This window comes from Sporolactobacillus shoreae (genome assembly GCF_004684935.1).
GTDB lineage: Bacteria > Bacillota > Bacilli > Bacillales > Sporolactobacillaceae > Sporolactobacillus > Sporolactobacillus shoreae.
This window is the reverse complement of the sequence record NZ_SRJD01000012.1, coordinates 101,399-116,988: the sequence shown is the minus strand read 5'-3', so window position 1 is coordinate 116,988 and position 15,590 is coordinate 101,399. Positions and strand designations below refer to the sequence as shown.

Annotated in this window: 15 protein-coding genes and 1 riboswitch; of the genes, 12 read left to right on the top strand and 3 right to left on the bottom strand. The window is 43.8% G+C overall.

Annotated elements, in window-relative coordinates; translation table 11 throughout:
- Positions 1 to 268 precede the first annotated feature (268 nt).
- The 8 genes from E4665_RS11450 (at position 269) to E4665_RS11415 (ending at position 7,520) form a co-directional block, all read left to right on the top strand.
- Positions 269 to 784 carry a DUF6141 family protein gene (locus E4665_RS11450; protein WP_135348921.1) on the top strand — a complete coding sequence of 172 codons (516 nt, stop codon included), beginning with the start codon at positions 269 to 271 and terminating at the stop codon, positions 782 to 784.
- A gap of 16 nt (positions 785 to 800) precedes the next feature.
- The gene (locus tag E4665_RS11445; protein ID WP_135348920.1) at positions 801 to 1,067 is read left to right on the top strand and encodes a hypothetical protein; all 267 of its coding nucleotides are present in this window, start codon (positions 801 to 803) and stop codon (positions 1,065 to 1,067) included.
- Between the two features lie 199 nt (positions 1,068 to 1,266).
- Entirely contained in the window at positions 1,267 to 1,557 is a 291-nt protein-coding gene (locus E4665_RS18830) for an HNH endonuclease (RefSeq protein WP_135348919.1), read from the top strand.
- 528 nt (positions 1,558 to 2,085) lie between these two features.
- Positions 2,086 to 2,745 carry a ribulose-phosphate 3-epimerase gene (rpe, locus tag E4665_RS11435; protein ID WP_135348918.1) on the top strand — a complete coding sequence of 220 codons (660 nt, stop codon included), beginning with the start codon at positions 2,086 to 2,088 and terminating at the stop codon, positions 2,743 to 2,745.
- A gap of 388 nt (positions 2,746 to 3,133) precedes the next feature.
- A complete protein-coding gene (locus E4665_RS11430; protein WP_241654827.1) occupies positions 3,134 to 3,886 on the top strand; it encodes an alpha/beta hydrolase family protein in 753 nt (250 codons plus the stop codon).
- A 171-nt stretch (positions 3,887 to 4,057) separates the two neighbouring features.
- Entirely contained in the window at positions 4,058 to 4,651 is a 594-nt protein-coding gene (locus tag E4665_RS11425) for a DJ-1/PfpI family protein (RefSeq protein ID WP_135348917.1), read from the top strand.
- Positions 4,652 to 4,934: 283 nt separating this feature from the next.
- Positions 4,935 to 5,846, top strand: a complete 912-nt coding sequence (locus E4665_RS11420) for a proline-specific peptidase family protein (RefSeq protein ID WP_135348916.1) — start codon at positions 4,935 to 4,937, stop codon at positions 5,844 to 5,846.
- A 285-nt stretch (positions 5,847 to 6,131) separates the two neighbouring features.
- Positions 6,132 to 7,520 (top strand): L,D-transpeptidase family protein, encoded by a 1,389-nt coding sequence (locus E4665_RS11415; RefSeq protein WP_174845484.1) that lies wholly within the window; start codon positions 6,132 to 6,134, stop codon positions 7,518 to 7,520.
- Between the two features lie 101 nt (positions 7,521 to 7,621).
- Here E4665_RS11415 and E4665_RS11410 read toward each other — a convergent pair whose 3' ends face one another.
- Entirely contained in the window at positions 7,622 to 8,800 is a 1,179-nt protein-coding gene (locus E4665_RS11410; protein WP_167815191.1) for a CDP-glycerol glycerophosphotransferase family protein, read from the bottom strand.
- 245 nt (positions 8,801 to 9,045) lie between these two features.
- Here E4665_RS11410 and E4665_RS11405 point away from each other — a divergent pair, with 245 nt between their 5' ends.
- Positions 9,046 to 10,653 carry a S53 family peptidase gene (locus tag E4665_RS11405; protein WP_241654826.1) on the top strand — a complete coding sequence of 536 codons (1,608 nt, stop codon included), beginning with the start codon at positions 9,046 to 9,048 and terminating at the stop codon, positions 10,651 to 10,653.
- A gap of 69 nt (positions 10,654 to 10,722) precedes the next feature.
- Here the strand turns inward: E4665_RS11405 and E4665_RS11400 are convergent, their stop codons facing one another.
- Complete coding sequence (locus E4665_RS11400) at positions 10,723 to 10,881, bottom strand: Fur-regulated basic protein FbpA (RefSeq protein WP_422067257.1); 159 nt, start codon at positions 10,879 to 10,881, stop codon at positions 10,723 to 10,725.
- A gap of 95 nt (positions 10,882 to 10,976) precedes the next feature.
- A riboswitch (SAM riboswitch) is annotated at positions 10,977 to 11,080 on the bottom strand.
- A gap of 184 nt (positions 11,081 to 11,264) precedes the next feature.
- Between E4665_RS11400 and E4665_RS11395 the strand changes: the two genes are divergently transcribed.
- Together E4665_RS11395 and E4665_RS11390 are read left to right on the top strand one after the other, a co-directional pair.
- Complete coding sequence (locus tag E4665_RS11395; RefSeq protein WP_135348913.1) at positions 11,265 to 11,876, top strand: flavin reductase family protein; 612 nt, start codon at positions 11,265 to 11,267, stop codon at positions 11,874 to 11,876.
- Positions 11,877 to 12,077: 201 nt separating this feature from the next.
- A complete protein-coding gene (locus E4665_RS11390) occupies positions 12,078 to 14,231 on the top strand; it encodes an ArnT family glycosyltransferase (protein ID WP_135348912.1) in 2,154 nt (717 codons plus the stop codon).
- An 86-nt stretch (positions 14,232 to 14,317) separates the two neighbouring features.
- Here E4665_RS11390 and E4665_RS11385 read toward each other — a convergent pair whose 3' ends face one another.
- Positions 14,318 to 14,971 (bottom strand): superoxide dismutase, encoded by a 654-nt coding sequence (locus tag E4665_RS11385; RefSeq protein ID WP_135348911.1) that lies wholly within the window; start codon positions 14,969 to 14,971, stop codon positions 14,318 to 14,320.
- Positions 14,972 to 15,143: 172 nt separating this feature from the next.
- Here E4665_RS11385 and E4665_RS11380 point away from each other — a divergent pair, with 172 nt between their 5' ends.
- Complete coding sequence (locus E4665_RS11380) at positions 15,144 to 15,587, top strand: MarR family winged helix-turn-helix transcriptional regulator (protein WP_135348910.1); 444 nt, start codon at positions 15,144 to 15,146, stop codon at positions 15,585 to 15,587.
- The last annotated feature ends 3 nt before the right edge of the window (positions 15,588 to 15,590 follow it).

Sequence of the window (15,590 nt, the reverse complement as noted above, 5' to 3'; positions counted from 1 at the left end):
GACACCATCGAATGCTTCGAAGCTCCGGATCACGGACGGGTACTGGGTGAACTCACAAAGAAGCAAAAGGCGCTCTATGATGCTCTCGGTGTAAGTTATCCATCGTTATAAATTCCGGGAATTCAGGATAAATATAGTGAAAGGCATGCAATAAAGAGTTCACTCATAATTTAAAAAATTTAAGTATTAAAAAAATATCAACAATCAGATGATGAAAGCTTTAATCGGTAAAATATGTCTATGATGAGTTAAATGGAGGACTGATCATATGAAAAAAAAGGGTAATGTTACTTTTCATGAGATTCAAGGAATTTGGAATTCGCCTGTTCTGTTCTGGCCAGTTGTTTTGATTGCTACCTCTGCATGGATCACATTTTTCCTGAAATACCTTTTTAATATTAGCTTGATCAACGGCGTCAACTCGGCCCGCGGATTATTTACCTATTTGCTACTTCTTGGCATTTTATTTCCACTGTTGTTAAGTATGCTGACCTTCGTCATTGAAGTTCGAACGGATGGTCTATATATACGGCTTTTTCCGTTGAACATTCGATACAAAAAGATTCCCTATAAAAATATTGCTTATTATTCCCCAGTTAGTTATAGTACGATCGCTCGATTTGGCGGCATTGGCATTCGTGTCAACTCTCGTGGTGAGAAAATATACAATTTAGGCGGAAACAAAGGAGTTGAGATTGGGCTCACAACAGGAGAAAAATTAGTCATCGGCACTAATCAGGATGAATCACTAAAAAAAGCAATCGACGCAGTCAGATTCAAGTAAAAACAGAAGTTGCGTATTGAAGCTTAGGCGAAGAGGACGCTATTGTAACGCTGATAGACTTACTATAGAATGTTTTGGTGAAGATATCACATCATTAATCAGTGAGGTTTTTTGCTTAGAAATTACAGATTCAGAATTCCATAATTTATTGAGGAAAATGGTTGATCAATACGATGATTATGAAGATATAATCAGCAAATGCAATGGGCAGATTGGAACTGAAGGGCGCGCTCTTATAAAAGTTATGTTGGCAATAAAAGAGGAAGAAAAGAATGATGATTAAACTTGAAAAGCCAGTTGATTTAGTTCAGGACGTTTTTGAAACTTGTATCAGTAACTGCGAGGATTCTCTAAAAATACGTCTCTCTAGTTGCCTAGGAGAGATCAAGTCTTATTCCGAAAAATACGAAAAAAATGGAAGAAGATAGAATTATAGAACTTAAGCCCAAAATTCTATAGATGGGGTCGACCTAAAAGAACTAATGAAAGTATATACTCAAAAGATGGTGCCAAAAAGTCAGCTTGGCCGGCCTTATTATGATTTATTTTTATCTCTCCCACCTAATGAAAAATGTCCATATTGTGGTCAAAAAAAGGTGTCGACACTTGATCACTTTTTACCGAAATCAGTCTATACACCTCTAATTGTTACGCCAACCAATCTGGTTCCAAGTTGTAAAGATTGTAATACTGAAAAGTACTATATTAGACATCATGTGACACTTTCCTCTTTTTTGATGAAGAAAATGGGTGGCGTTAAAAGAAAATCTTGAATTTAGATTGTGGTTATGATCATCATCTTATTAATCATAAACGCTGTGCTACTAATTATTTAAAGTCGATAAATAAGAGAATAAACTAAGAATGGCTCAAAAGTTGTTCTGCCCGACAAACATCGTGTGATCTGTCAGAACTCCTCGGTGTGCAGGGGCCACCGTCAGTCGCTCAAATCTTACCAAAGCTGAGTACAAAAAAAGCAGCAGCTGAAACCTTGAGTGACGATCTGCCCTATCTCAAACAGTCCGCCGGGATGCCCATTTACCAAGCCTTGAAAGGTTTAGCCGGTTACTGACTTTTGACTCAGAAAGGATAACGTGGCAAGGATTGAGAGAGACATTCGATGATCCTGAGTCATTTACAAAATTCATTTTTTATCCAAAGGGATACCCACAATCGCTTGACTTACCCACTGTTTCACTGATTTTTGACATGATTCTAAGGTGAGCTTAAACTTTTTGACTGGCAACGCTTACAATTATATTGATAATTAATCAAATGAGATATGAGAAGAGGTGGCTGGTATGATTAAAATTTTGCCGTCCATTTTATCTGCCGACTTCGCTAGGCTGGCAGATGAAATTCATGAGGTGGAAGAAGATGTTGATCTGATTCATGTGGATGTCATGGACGGGCACTTTGTTCCAGAAATTACCCTTGGTGCAGGTGCCGTCCATGCTATTCATCAGTCTAATTTGGTTGCCATGGACGTTCATCTGATGGTAAACGAACCGATTCATCTTTTGCCATCCTTTATAAAAGCTGGCGCAGAATACATTTCTGTCCATGCCGAGGCATGTACCCACTTGCATAGAGTCGTGCAGCTGATCAAGGAGGGCGGTGTCAAAGCAGGTGTGGCGCTCAATCCGGCGACTCCAGTTTCGGCCATTGAACCAATTCTCAACGATATTGATTATCTGCTCATTATGACTGTCAATCCGGGTTATGGAGGGCAGACCTTTATTTATAACATGGTGAATAAAATCAAACAGGCACATGAACGGATTGTTTCACAGAATTTGCCGGTTACCATTGAAGTAGATGGAGGGATTAATTCAGAAACGCTCCCGCTATGTTTAAAGGCCGGTGCATCGATGTTTGTGGCGGGATCTGCGGTGTTTGGGCGCAAAAACCGCCATCAGGCAATCGAAGAGCTTGTCCGGTCGGCCGGTACTCACAATTAAACGGATCGCCTGATGATTAGTAAACAAGGCGCTGTTCCAAAAGGTCAGTGTGTAGCGAAAAACGAGAGGGTATTATTGAAAGTGACATGGGCACTCCTCGAAAGAAGAATACCCATGTCATTTGCTTAAGCGAATATAATATATAGGTAAATACCCCTGCTTATTTCAAAAAGCATAAAGATGGTGCTTGTGTTTCCAAGTCAGCCATTATTAATTTGCAAATAATGTGTAAAAGGGATGACAATAAAAAGTAGATGGGGAAATGCGCAATAGATAATAATATCAAATGGCAAGAAAGGTAACTCGAATTATATAGGAGGTTTTTACACTGGTATCTATTTCTTCGATTCATATATCATATGGAGACCACCCGGCACAATTCGGAGTATTGCGTATACCCGAATCGTCTGAACGTTGTCCCGTTGTTGTTACGATTCACGGAGGGTTTTGGAAATCAAAATATGGACTTGAAGAAATTGATCGACTTGATGAAGATTTAGTTCGCCGTGGTTACGCTACTTGGAACATCGAGTATCGCCGCGTCGGAGAGAATGGAGGGGGTTGGGCAGGGACATTTCATGATGTAGTAGATGCTGTTAATCACTTGTCTCAGATCGATGAACACTTTCCGCTTGATCTTTCTCGTGTGGTCATTCTTGGGCATTCAGCGGGTGGACACTTGGCCCTCTGGATGGCGTCCCGAATCAGCAAAATTCAGAGGGATGAGATGGGTAGTCCTCTGCTGATACCTATACAGGGTGTAATAAGTTTGGCAGGGGTTTCGGATTTGCAGAAGATGTGGAAAATTCATGTCAAAAAAGGAATTAGTAGTCCCGTAGCATCATTTATTGGTGGAACACCGAAAGAAGTACCTGATCGTTATCGCTTAGCTTCACCTATTGAATTGTTACCCTTGAACATCGAGCAGATTTTAGTCCATGGTGATCTTGACTGCGATGTTCCAGTCGAGTTGAGTGTTGAGTATCATCGCAGGGCGATCGAACTAGGGGATAAAGTCAATTTGGTAGTGATCCCAGGGGCGGAACACTTTAAGATTATCGATCCGTTGTCATCGGCATGGGGCTCAGTGACCGATTCACTGGAAACTTTATTATGGCGAAAAAGTCGCTCTCGTCCTTGAACCTGTTACTTTAGATATTAAATAGTAATCCGTCTTTTGAAAAAAGAAATTAATTGATTCGCCGAGTTGATGATTCTACTTCAAATCAATACTTCATAGTGCGTGTTTTACTGTGAAGTAGACGAAAACGGTGCAGCTAAAAAAATAAGGGATCAAGCGGGGGACAAAACTATGGATGTAAATATTCTTTTATTTCCAGAATTTGAAACACTGGATGTATTTGGCCCAATTGAAGTACTAGGGCATATTAAAGAGTATTCGTTGCATTATTTCTCTCTAAATGGTGGAATTATAAAAAGCAGACAAAATGGATTAGTAGTCACTGAACCAATCGAAAAAGCTGATGAATTGGGGATTATTCTAATTCCAGGTGGCCAAGGGACTCGTTCTTTAATTAATGATGGAGAGTTTATCAAACAATTAGAAAAATATGCAGCTAGTGCCACATACTGTTTGACGGTTTGTACAGGTTCTGCACTTTTAGCAAAGACTTCACTTCTAAATGGAAAAAAAGCAACCTCAAATAAAAAAGCCTTTGCCTGGGTTCAAGGTATTAATTCAAACGTAAAATGGATGAGAAAAGCCCGATGGATCAAAGATGGAAAATATTACACTTCATCTGGTGTATCAGCCGGGATAGATATGTCACTAGGCTTTGTAGCAGATCAATTTGGCCATACAATGGCAATGGATATTGCTAAAAGCATTGAATATCTTTGGAATAGCGATAAGAACAATGATCCTTTCTCAGAGAATGGTCATTGAGATACATACATTTTTTTAATACGTAATGACTGCTGCTACGTAGACAGAAGTTGAAGAGATACTCGCAAAAATGGTCCATTCGGATCAAACCAGAGAGCGCGACATCTATGATTCCAATAACAGCAACGGAGCTTCCAAGAATGAAAGGTGTGCTGATCCTAAAGGGAAAGAAACTGCTTTTTTTGAAATGATAAGTTTTTGTTACAAATTAAAGTCATTTTAATACCAATCCGATAGGAGTAAGTGATAGGATAGGAACAGAATAAAAAATCAGGTGATTATGATGAAACAAGGAACAACGATTCTCACTCTTGACAATGGCTATCACCTCTGGACGAACACTCAGGGAACAGGGGCGATCCACTTACTTTGCTTGCACGGCGGTCCCGGAGGCACGCATGAATACTATGAAAATTTTGCGAGGGAACTTGCGGCGCGGGGAATGAACGTGCAGGTTCACATGTACGATCAGTTGGGTTCATTTTACTCTGATCAGCCCGATTACTCGGATCCTGTAACAGCAGGAAAGTATCTGACTTACGATTACTTCCTTAATGAGGTTGAGGAAGTACGTCAGAAGCTGGGCCTGGAAAATTTTTATCTTATTGGCCAGAGTTGGGGCGGCGCACTTGTTCAGATGTACGCTTTGAAATACGGCAGGCATTTAAAAGGAGCGATCATTTCATCCATGACGGACAACATTAATGAATATGTCGCCAGTATTAATGCCATTCGCGAACAGGCGCTTCCTGCTGATGCTGTTGCATTTATGAAAGAGTGCGAAGCAAGGAATGATTATGATAATGAACGTTATCAGGGTTACGTCGACATTCTGAATCAGGGGTATGTTGATCGTAAACAGCCACCGGCGATTTCACATCTGATCAGCACAATGGCCACACCCGTCTATAATGTATTCCAAGGTGACAATGAATTTGTGGTTACCGGCAAATTAAAAGACTGGGATGTACGTGATCAGCTTAAAAATATCACAGTGCCGACTCTGATTACTTTTGGTGAACATGAAACGATGCCGCTCGCAGCAGCCCGACGCATGGCCCGTACGATTCCGCACGCCAGGCTGGAGACCACACCAGGTGGCGGCCATCATCACATGATTGATAATGCTCCGGTATATTTCGATCATCTGGCTTCATTCATTAAGGATGTCGACAGCGGAAATTTTAAAGATTAACAAACTTTTGATCATTAAACCAATGAGCGATGCTGAGTGATTTCATTCGCACGGCCATGAAAAAAATCGAGAGGAACCCCTCTCGACTTTTTTCATAGCTACAACCACCTCATGAGATGCAGGAGCGTCATTTTTCGATCTGCGCTGCGAGACCGTTCTTTTAACATAAATCATTCTTCAAGCTTGTTAATTATTTCCTATTCATTTATTGTGTAGTTAATTAATATAAGTCAAAGGACTTTCATATCATTAACCGTTAAATTATTATTTTTCTTTCTGAGGTGAATGACCATTCGAAAGCTTGGTATCTTTATTATTGGCGGAGCCGTTGTGCTCGTTACACTTATTATTACAGGAATCAGTTATTATCAGGCAACACATTTTAATCGTTCTGTCTCGATAAATGGTACAAATGTTGGAGGAATGACTGCTGAAACAGCGCTAAAAAAACTTCAGGCACTTGTGTTAAAAAATAAGGTTTATATCGGGAATACGCTTGTACTGAATGAAAAGGATACAAAAACGGGTTTCTCAAGCAGTGATCTGTCTGAAATAAGGGGATTATTAAAAAAACAGTGGACCTGGTGGCCATCCGCTGCCGAAAAAAGCTATGTATTGGTACCATCCAAAGTGGACCAGTACAGAAGAAAGATACTAAAAAACAAGGTTGCGGCAGAGATAGCAATGTTGGATAAAAAGCTGAAAGCGCCAAAAGATGCACAGGCACTTCTGAGTAACGGCCGAATTCTCGTTTCCAAGAGTGTAAACGGAGATCAGCTTGATCCGGTTGAACTTCTGAAGGATTACAGCCGCCAGGAATTTAACAGTGAAATCCACTTGAAGGCTGTCCGTCTGAAACCCCTCGCGGAGAACAGTCAGACAGTGGAAAACGAGAAGAAAAAATTGCAGGAACTGATGCAGCGCAAAGTGAATTACAAGGTTCAGAGTACAACATATACTCTGGCAGCCAGCCAGTTCATCAAGAATGCCGCCGTGTCAAAAAACATGAAATACAGTGTGGATCCATCTGATATTGCGTCTAAAATTACGGCGATCAATCGATCGCAATCGACGCTGAACAAGAATTTTTTATTTAAGACCCACTCAGGATCCGTTATTTCAGTACATGGTCAGTCTTACGGTTGGGCACTTGATGTCCAGGCAGAAACCAAACGTATCCGGAATGCTTTTGAAAGAGGAGAACAATCCATTTCGGCCTATAATGTTTACGGTGTTGGGTACAGCACTTATGGTATCGGGTATCATACAACGGCGAATCATGGTATCGGAAATACCTATGCCGAGGTATCGATTAAGGATCAGCGCATCTGGATTTATCAAAATGGCAAACTAAAGGTCACAACCAATGTGGTTACAGGAAGGCATAATACCCATGAGGATACGCCGAAGGGACTCTGGTATATTATGTATAAGCAATCGCCTTCAACGCTTGTAGGCAGTGAAGTCGGGAGCCCGCATTATTCGGTCAAAGTTTCCTATTGGGCGCCCTTTACTCTGAGCGGCTGCGGTTTCCACGATGCGTACTGGCGGAAAAACTGGGCGCCAGATGCTTATATCAACCAGGGATCAGGCGGCTGTGTCAATACTCCTCCTAAAGTGATGAAACAAGTGTATGATACTCTGACGCAGAACGAACCGGTTGTTATCTATTAATCTATGACATACAAAAAGCCAGGAGTTTCGTCTGAAATTAAGATGAACCCCTGGCTTTTTACAGGAATTAATGCAAGGCGTGCAGCCGTATGGACCATTCTTCATGAACGGGGTAGCGTGTACTTGATGACACGCTGGCAATTATCTGTATCGTAAAAATCAAAGTGGTCCTTTTGGCTGACCTGATGACGGTAGTAATCTTCCGGTTTTTTCAGAGACAGAATCTGATCAAGGTGTTTGACGGTCTCTTTCTCATGAAATGTGACAGAACCGAACAGGTCTTTTGAAAAATCGAGATATGCCCCACGTTTTTCAAGATACTCCGTCTGATCGAACTGGAAGAAGAGTACAGGTTTGCTCAGATAGTAAAAATCCCATGAAACGCTTGAATAATCAGTGATCAGCATATCGCTTGCAAGGATCAGCTCCTGAATATTCTGGCCCGGTCTGCAAAATGTGATCGAGCTTAAAGAACGGTTTTTTCCCGCAAACTCACTAAATACAGAATGCAGGAAGGGGTGGAGCATGACGTTCAACTGATAGCCATGTCTCTTAAGTACAGTATCCAGTTCATGGCTGTTCAAGAATCCGGAAACGTGCTGATAAAAACTGCTGGAAAAAAATGATGGATCTGCGTTCAGCCATTCCCGCCAGGTCGGCATGTAAAGTATCGTTCGGGAGGGCCGATGCATCCGCTTCAGATAAAGTGTATCGTACCGGGGCATACCGGTGACCATCAGTTTCTTTTCCGGAATTCCCCAATATTTGTTTTTGATTTGCTTTTCCCGCTCTGAAGAACAGATGAAGAAAGTACTGCGCCGCGTGTCGAAGATAAAAAGATTCCGTTTCAGCCCGTCAATCCCGTGTCCCAGATAGACCTTTGTAAGTTTTGGATTGGCTAAGCGTGTAAAATCAATTTCCGGTGCTACATCAGATTCAAGAGAGTGAGAGTAGTAACAGGCGACAGCATGATCATAAAGAAGATAGTTCCAAATCGTGCCGAGCTGGAAAACCGGACCGCCGATTGTTTCGGCAATGGGGTCATGGCGGTGATTGAGGCCAAAATACACAGTGTAGCTCGGACCATTTTTGAGCAGAAATTGATGCAATGCGGCGGCATTATCAGCATATTTTTCACCACAATGTCCTCCGATCAGTACAATTTTCTTCTTCCTGAAATAAAAATAAAAGAACGACCGCAGTATTTTCGCAAGAACCATAGCCGGTAAATAACGAATCAAGCCTTTTCTGCGGGATAGAAATGAATGTTTGGCCAGCATGTATTGTTCCATCCCCAATAGTGTTTTTTAATCAAGACCCTCCGGTGCTAAGAAGTGTTTTCCTCGGATCCTTTACTTGTATCACTCAGTATGAGTAATACAACCGCGAAAGGTCAAATAGATTGCTTGAATCGGGAAACTACTTTGTTTTAGAAGATTGAAACCGAACTACGAAAACACTTTTTACATGAAAAAATAAGAAGATTGTGATAAATTGGGGTCAAGCAAAAATGAAGGGAAGGACCATGATGAAGAGGAGTGACCAGTTGTTAGACGGAAAAGATGGACAGAAATCTTCTGGAGTACTTTTGCCGTACAGTGAGCGCTCTCAGGCGGCAGATGCTCTTAATGCGGGGCCGGCAGATCCAGAGGCAACAATGACAGTCACTGTACTTCTACGAAGACCTGCGATTAAGCATTTGCTTGAATCAGGGAATCACCTGAGCCGTGAAGCATTTGCCCGGAGTTACGGAGCAAAAGCGGAAGATATCAAAAGGGTGGAAACTTTTGCGGATGAGCATCATTTGATTGTAAAAGAGGTGAATGTTGCCGCAGGCACAGTAATTCTCTCGGGAAAAACAGCAGCCTTTAATGAAACTTTTGGCGTACACCTGCAGAAATACAAACATCCGCACTTTACCTATCACAGCCACAGCGAACCGATCAGAATTCCTGAAACGATTGCGGAAGTCATTGAAAATGTATTCGGACTGGATAATCGTCCCCAAGCGAAAACTCATTTTCAGATACGACGAAACATCGATGGTGCGGTGCAGAGCCGGCAAACGTCCAAATCTTTTACGCCGCCCCAGGTTGCACAGCTTTATCGCTTTCCCGAAGACAGCCAAGCAAGTAGCCAGTGCATCGGTATTATTGAATTGGGCGGCGGTTATCAATCGGATGAGCTGAAGAACTATTTCGCTGAATTGAACAGGGCCATGCCGGCCGTGGTTGAAGTACCGGTGAATGGTGCCGGCAATCAACCGACTGGAGATCCCAATGGTCCGGATGGTGAGGTTGTTCTTGATATTGAAGTAGCTGGCGCAGTTGCTCCGGGCGCAAAGATAGCTGTTTACTTTGCCTCCAATACGGATGCGGGATTTCTGAATGCCATCAACAAGGCGGTTCATGATTCGGTCAATAAACCGTCTGTGATTTCGATTAGCTGGGGCAGCGCTGAGAGCAGTTGGACGCAGCAGGCAATGAAAGCGATGGATCGCGCCTTTCAGGATGCACGTGTTCTTGGCGTAACCATTTGCAGTGCTGCGGGTGATCGCGGGTCGGCCGATGGCGTTGATGACGGTCTTGCTCATGTCGATTTTCCGGCGTCCAGCCCGAATATGCTGGCCTGCGGCGGCACACGTTTAGAAGGAAGTGGATCTGTTATCACAAATGAAACGGTCTGGAATGACGGTCCGGACAGCAGCACCGGGGGAGGTATCAGCCAGTACTTTGATCTGCCTGACTGGCAGAAAGCGTCTCAAGTTCCACCTTCCGCCAACCCGGGTGCCAAAATAGGACGCGGTGTTCCCGATGTTTCCGGAAATGCAGATCCGGAGACAGGCTATCAGATCTTAGTTGACGGCCAGCAGACAGTGATCGGAGGAACCAGTGCCGTTGCTCCGCTTTGGGCGGGTCTTATTGCATTGATGAACCACAAACAGGGGCACTCTGTCGGGTTCTTGAACCCAACCCTATACTCATCTGCGGCGCGGTCTGCTCTTCGCGATATTACGCAGGGAAACAATGATTCAAGCCGGGAAGCGAATGCTTATAATGCCCGGCCAGGTTGGGATGCCTGCACTGGTTTAGGAAGCCCCGACGGAACCAACCTTTCCGGAATTTTTCAGTAGGTGCCTCATGTATAATTTGAATCAAGCAAAAACAATTTATCATTCGGAGTAAAATGCGGTTTCAGATCATTAATGACCCGACTGGTTTCTTGCACGAACCAATCGATATTCACTCTCGAGTTCTTGCAGTGTCAGTTCGAATAATTGTTTGCCATCCTTTTTAAATACCTCTGCGTCAATCAATTGATCAATGAGTTCCTGACGTTTGCTCTCAAGCGTCTGTCGCAAAGCATTCAATCTTATCGTCTCCTTTGCCGGTAAAGCAAAATAAACCTTCTCTTCAAGAATAAGAAGAGAAGGCGTTTTTTTTTCGAAATCCTCTCAACTTATCTTCAAAGCAAAATGCTTATTGGAATTAGCACCGTGTCTTTATTGATCGGTTGCTGAGGCTTCATCGGGCCAATCCCTCCGCCTCTCTAGATAAGGAGAAACATTATTTATTTAACTACATAATAAACATATTAATAACATGTGTCAACTTGGATATTATTAAGGCAAACGTTTATCATGAAAATTTTCCAATGGTGTCATGTATAATAAGAATTAATTCAAAGCTGCCTCTGACTCGGAACTCATTGATCATGAGGCCATACATGATAGGAGGAAACAAATTGATCAGTATAGATCCAACAGTGCTCTCTATACGTGAGAACTACAAGTTCTTATCAGGCAGCATTATTCCGAGACCGGTTGCATTTGTAACAACACAGTCATTAGAAGGCGTATTGAATGCCGCTCCATTTAGCTATTTTAATATTGTCACAGAAGAACCGCCGATGATCTCTGTCTCCATCCAACATTTAAATGGAAAAATGAAGGACACCTCAAGAAATGCGGTAGAGCAGAAGGAATTTGTTGTCCATATATCCGATGAAACCTATGTTGATCGAATAAATGAAACAGCGAAGCCCCTCCCATCAGACGAAAGCGAGGTACAATACGCCGGACTGACTCCTGTCACCAGCACAAGGATCAGTGTCCCTGGGGTGAAAGAAGCAAGTATCAGGATGGAGTGTGTCCTTGAAAAAGCGATTCCACTCGGAGGGAAAAAGGACAGTCCTTCCTGCGATTTGCTCATCGGCCGTATTGTTTATTATCACATTCGGGATGACTTATACCAGAATGGGCGAATTGATCCCAATGGATTAAACCCTGTCAGCAGACTCGCGGGGAGCTCCTATGCAAAATTGGGCGAGATCTTTGAACTGACACGTCCTTCGTAAGTTAAAAATCGGCCGTTCGCAGTCCTTACTGTTTTCCTCCAGTCTCACGGCTTCTAGTTTTTAATCCTAGTGTGTTCCTATGCTGTCACTTGCTTTTTGCAGTGGCAGCTTTTACTTTGCCTGACAGAAGAAAAGTTAAGCTTATTTTAAGGCAAGCAGCGCACAATCAGAGTAACGGTTGGTTACGAGGAGGTACGACGATTGAACAGATTTAAAAAATGGTCCATTGACTATTATTTTGTGGGTGTTGCAGCGCTTTCCTTAATATTAAATTTTTCCTTTCTGAATCAGGCTGGAACGAATGAGTACTACACGGTAGCGGTTAAGAGCATGATGAAAAATTTCCATAATTTCTTTTATGCTTCGTTTGATCCGGCAGGATTTATCACTGTGGATAAACCGCCTGTTGCGCTCTGGCTTCAGGTCTTGAGTGCAAAGATCTTCGGTTTCAGCAATTTCAGTGTACTGTTGCCTGAAGCGGCGGCGGGAGTCATCTCATGCATGATCCTCTATCAGATGGTTAAAAAGAAAGCAGGCCTGCTTGCGGCGGTGATCAGTGGGGCAGCGCTTGCGCTGACACCGATTTTTACTACAGTTGCCAGAACGAATAATGTAGACAGCATTTTAATCCTTGCATTGATGCTCGCTGCCGGGGCGGTCATTAAGGCGACTGACAGCGGAAAAGTGCGCTGGCTGATTGTCAGTACCCTGTTAGTCGGTATCGGATTTAATGTCAAAATGCTCGAAGCATTCATGGTGCTTCCGGCTATCTACCTTTTTTACTGGCTGGCTATGAAAGTGAATTGGAAGAAAAAGATACTGCATCTGGCCGTGGCAACGATTGTGCTGGCTGTGGTGTCTCTTTCCTGGGCAGTGACCGTTGATTTAATACCGGCGAGTGATCGTCCGTATATCGGAAGCAGTCAGACGAATTCTGTGCTCGAACTTGCTTTTGGTTATAATGGAATCTCGCGTCTCACGGGGCAGCATAATACAGGATCGGCAGCGTTCACTGGTAATACGGCTAATCACTTAAGCAGGACAGGCAACACTTTATCAACTGAGACAAACGGGACTGGTACGGAAAATGGAACGCCTCCGTCACTGACGAATGCCGGGGCTGGAAACACCATGCCAAAATTCAGTCAGCGAGGCGGACAAGGAGGAGGCATGTTCGGCACAGGACAAGCGGGACCGCTGCGACTCTTTTCGGCAGCGCTCTCCGGTCAGGCGAGCTGGCTGCTTCCATTTGCCTTGTTCGGTCTTATTGGGTTGGTTGTTGATTTTATACGACGCAGAAAATTGACTCAGGAACACACTTTTGCCATCTTCTGGCTCGCCTGGCTTGTTCCGGCCATGGCCTTTTTCAGTGTCGCCGGATTTTTCCATCAGTATTATCTCAGCCTGATGGGACCGCCGATTGCGGCACTTACTGGTATCAATGCTTCGATCCTCTGGACCTATTATCTGAAAGAGCGAGATTTCTGGACGAGCCTGATTCTTCCTGTGGCCGCCTGTATGACACTGCTCTTTGAGGCACTGATATTTTATCAGAACAGCATCTCCGCGATTTGGACAACACTCACGGCGGCCGCCGGAATCCTTTCCCTCGTGTTAGGACTGGGTTGGCGGACGGGCGGGCAAAAGCTTAAGCGAGGGCTTGCACTGGCGGGCCTGTGCGCACTGCTTCTCCCACCGCTATACTGGACCATGCCAGCGGTGATGAATCAGACAAACAGTTCAATTCCATCGGCCGGTCCGGTCTCGACAACGGCCGGCGCAATGGGCGGAGGAGGACAAATGACTGGCCATCCGATGAGTTTTGCGGGAGGCACAGCTGGACGGACAGGAACGTTCAGTCAAAACGGTGAAAATAATAAGCTAAGCGGAGAAGGATTCTCTCAATGGAGGACGGGAACGGCAAAGCAGTGGATGAAAACAAATAACCGGATAACAGCCGGAAATTTTGGATCCACCATGGGTACTCAGGAAAATACCAAACTGCTCAGTTACTTGGAAAAGCATGATCATGGCCAAAAGTATATTCTTGCTGTTCAGAACGCACAATCGGCCTATTCGATTATGCTTAAAACAGATTATGCGGTCATGGCGATGGGCGGATTTCAGGGGAGTGATCCGGCGATGAATGTGGCCAAACTTGAAAACATGGTTAAGGCCGGGGAGGTCAAATATTTTCTGATATCCAGTGACCGTTTTGGCGCTCAGAATTCAAGCGTCACCGCATGGATTCAGAAGAACTGTGTCAAGGTGCCGGACAATCAGTGGTCGACTCAGAACTCTGGCAGCCAGGCGGGACCGGGCGGACAGTCCGTACTCTATGTTTATAATGGATGATTGCTAAAAAAATAGGATGTCAATAGCCCGGCCGGATTCATACGGCCGGGCTATTTTACAGGGGAAAGGTGGCTCATTTCAAACGGTTATGACTGACTTTCCAGAGGCTCCTCGATGGTCCGTGTGCGGACAGCCTGATCATATCTTGAGGAGATCATGTCCCAGTTAAAGAGGTGAAAACTATTTTTGATATATTCAGGTCTCCTGTTCTGATACTTTAAATAATAGGCATGTTCCCAGACATCGAGTCCGAAAATCGGATATTTACCAACCATCAGGGGATTATCCTGATTGTTCATACTGGTCACTCCCAGGCGTCCCTGCCGGTCTAAAACAAGCCAGGCCCAGCCAGATCCGAACTGACTTTCAGCGGCATGGGAAAACTGTTTGCTGAAAGCTTCAAATCCGTTCAGCTCACGATCCACGGCCTGCTTCAGTTTTCCCTGAGGTTCCTTTGAACCCCCCGGAATCAGAATCTTCCAGAAAAGACTGTGGTTGTAATGGCCGCCGCCATTGTTACGGACGGCTGTCCGGATATCTTTAGGAATAATCGTTAAATTTGAGAGCATTTTGGTTAAGGACAGATTGCTCAATCTGGGGTGTTTTTCCAATGCTTCATTCAAGTGATCGACATAGGCCTGATGATGCTTGGTGTAGTGAATTCTCATTGTCTCTTCGTCAATATAAGGCTCTAAGGCATTGAAGGGGTAATCGAGCGGTGGCAGTACAAACTTGACCATTTATCTTCCTCCTCATTCGTTGTCTGAATTATGATATTACACATTCCGTTTTAAGGTTCTGAAGTCCAATCAATTGACAGCTGCCATTAATATTGTGTACATTTTAATTGTGCACAATATAAATAGCCGATTGCCAGTGATTGATTTTTTGTGAGATCAAAAAAGAGGGATAATGTTGGAAAAGTTTCTGAACCTGCAGGATCATCTTTGTTTTTCTCTATACGCTTGTTCCCGTGCCATCTCGCGAATGTACCGGCCATTACTTAAAAAATTGGACCTCACCTACCCGCAATATCTCGTTTTACTTGTTCTTTGGGAGAAAGAGCAGCAGACGGTAAAAGAATTGGGGGAGCTGCTAGATCTGGACTCAGGAACCCTGACTCCGCTGCTGAAACGGATGGAAGGAAAAAAGCTGATCCGACGAGAACGTCCAAAGACAGACGAGAGGGTTGTGATGGTGAGCCTGACAGAAGAGGGAGAAGCGCTTCGGGAAGAAGCGGTATGTATCCCAGCATCTTTGTTTCAATCCAGCGGCATGTCTGCTGAGGAGATCGGAGCGCTGAATGAGACCGTCAAATCCTTGACTGAACGTGTTTCCCGGTTTAACAGCATTTAGCTG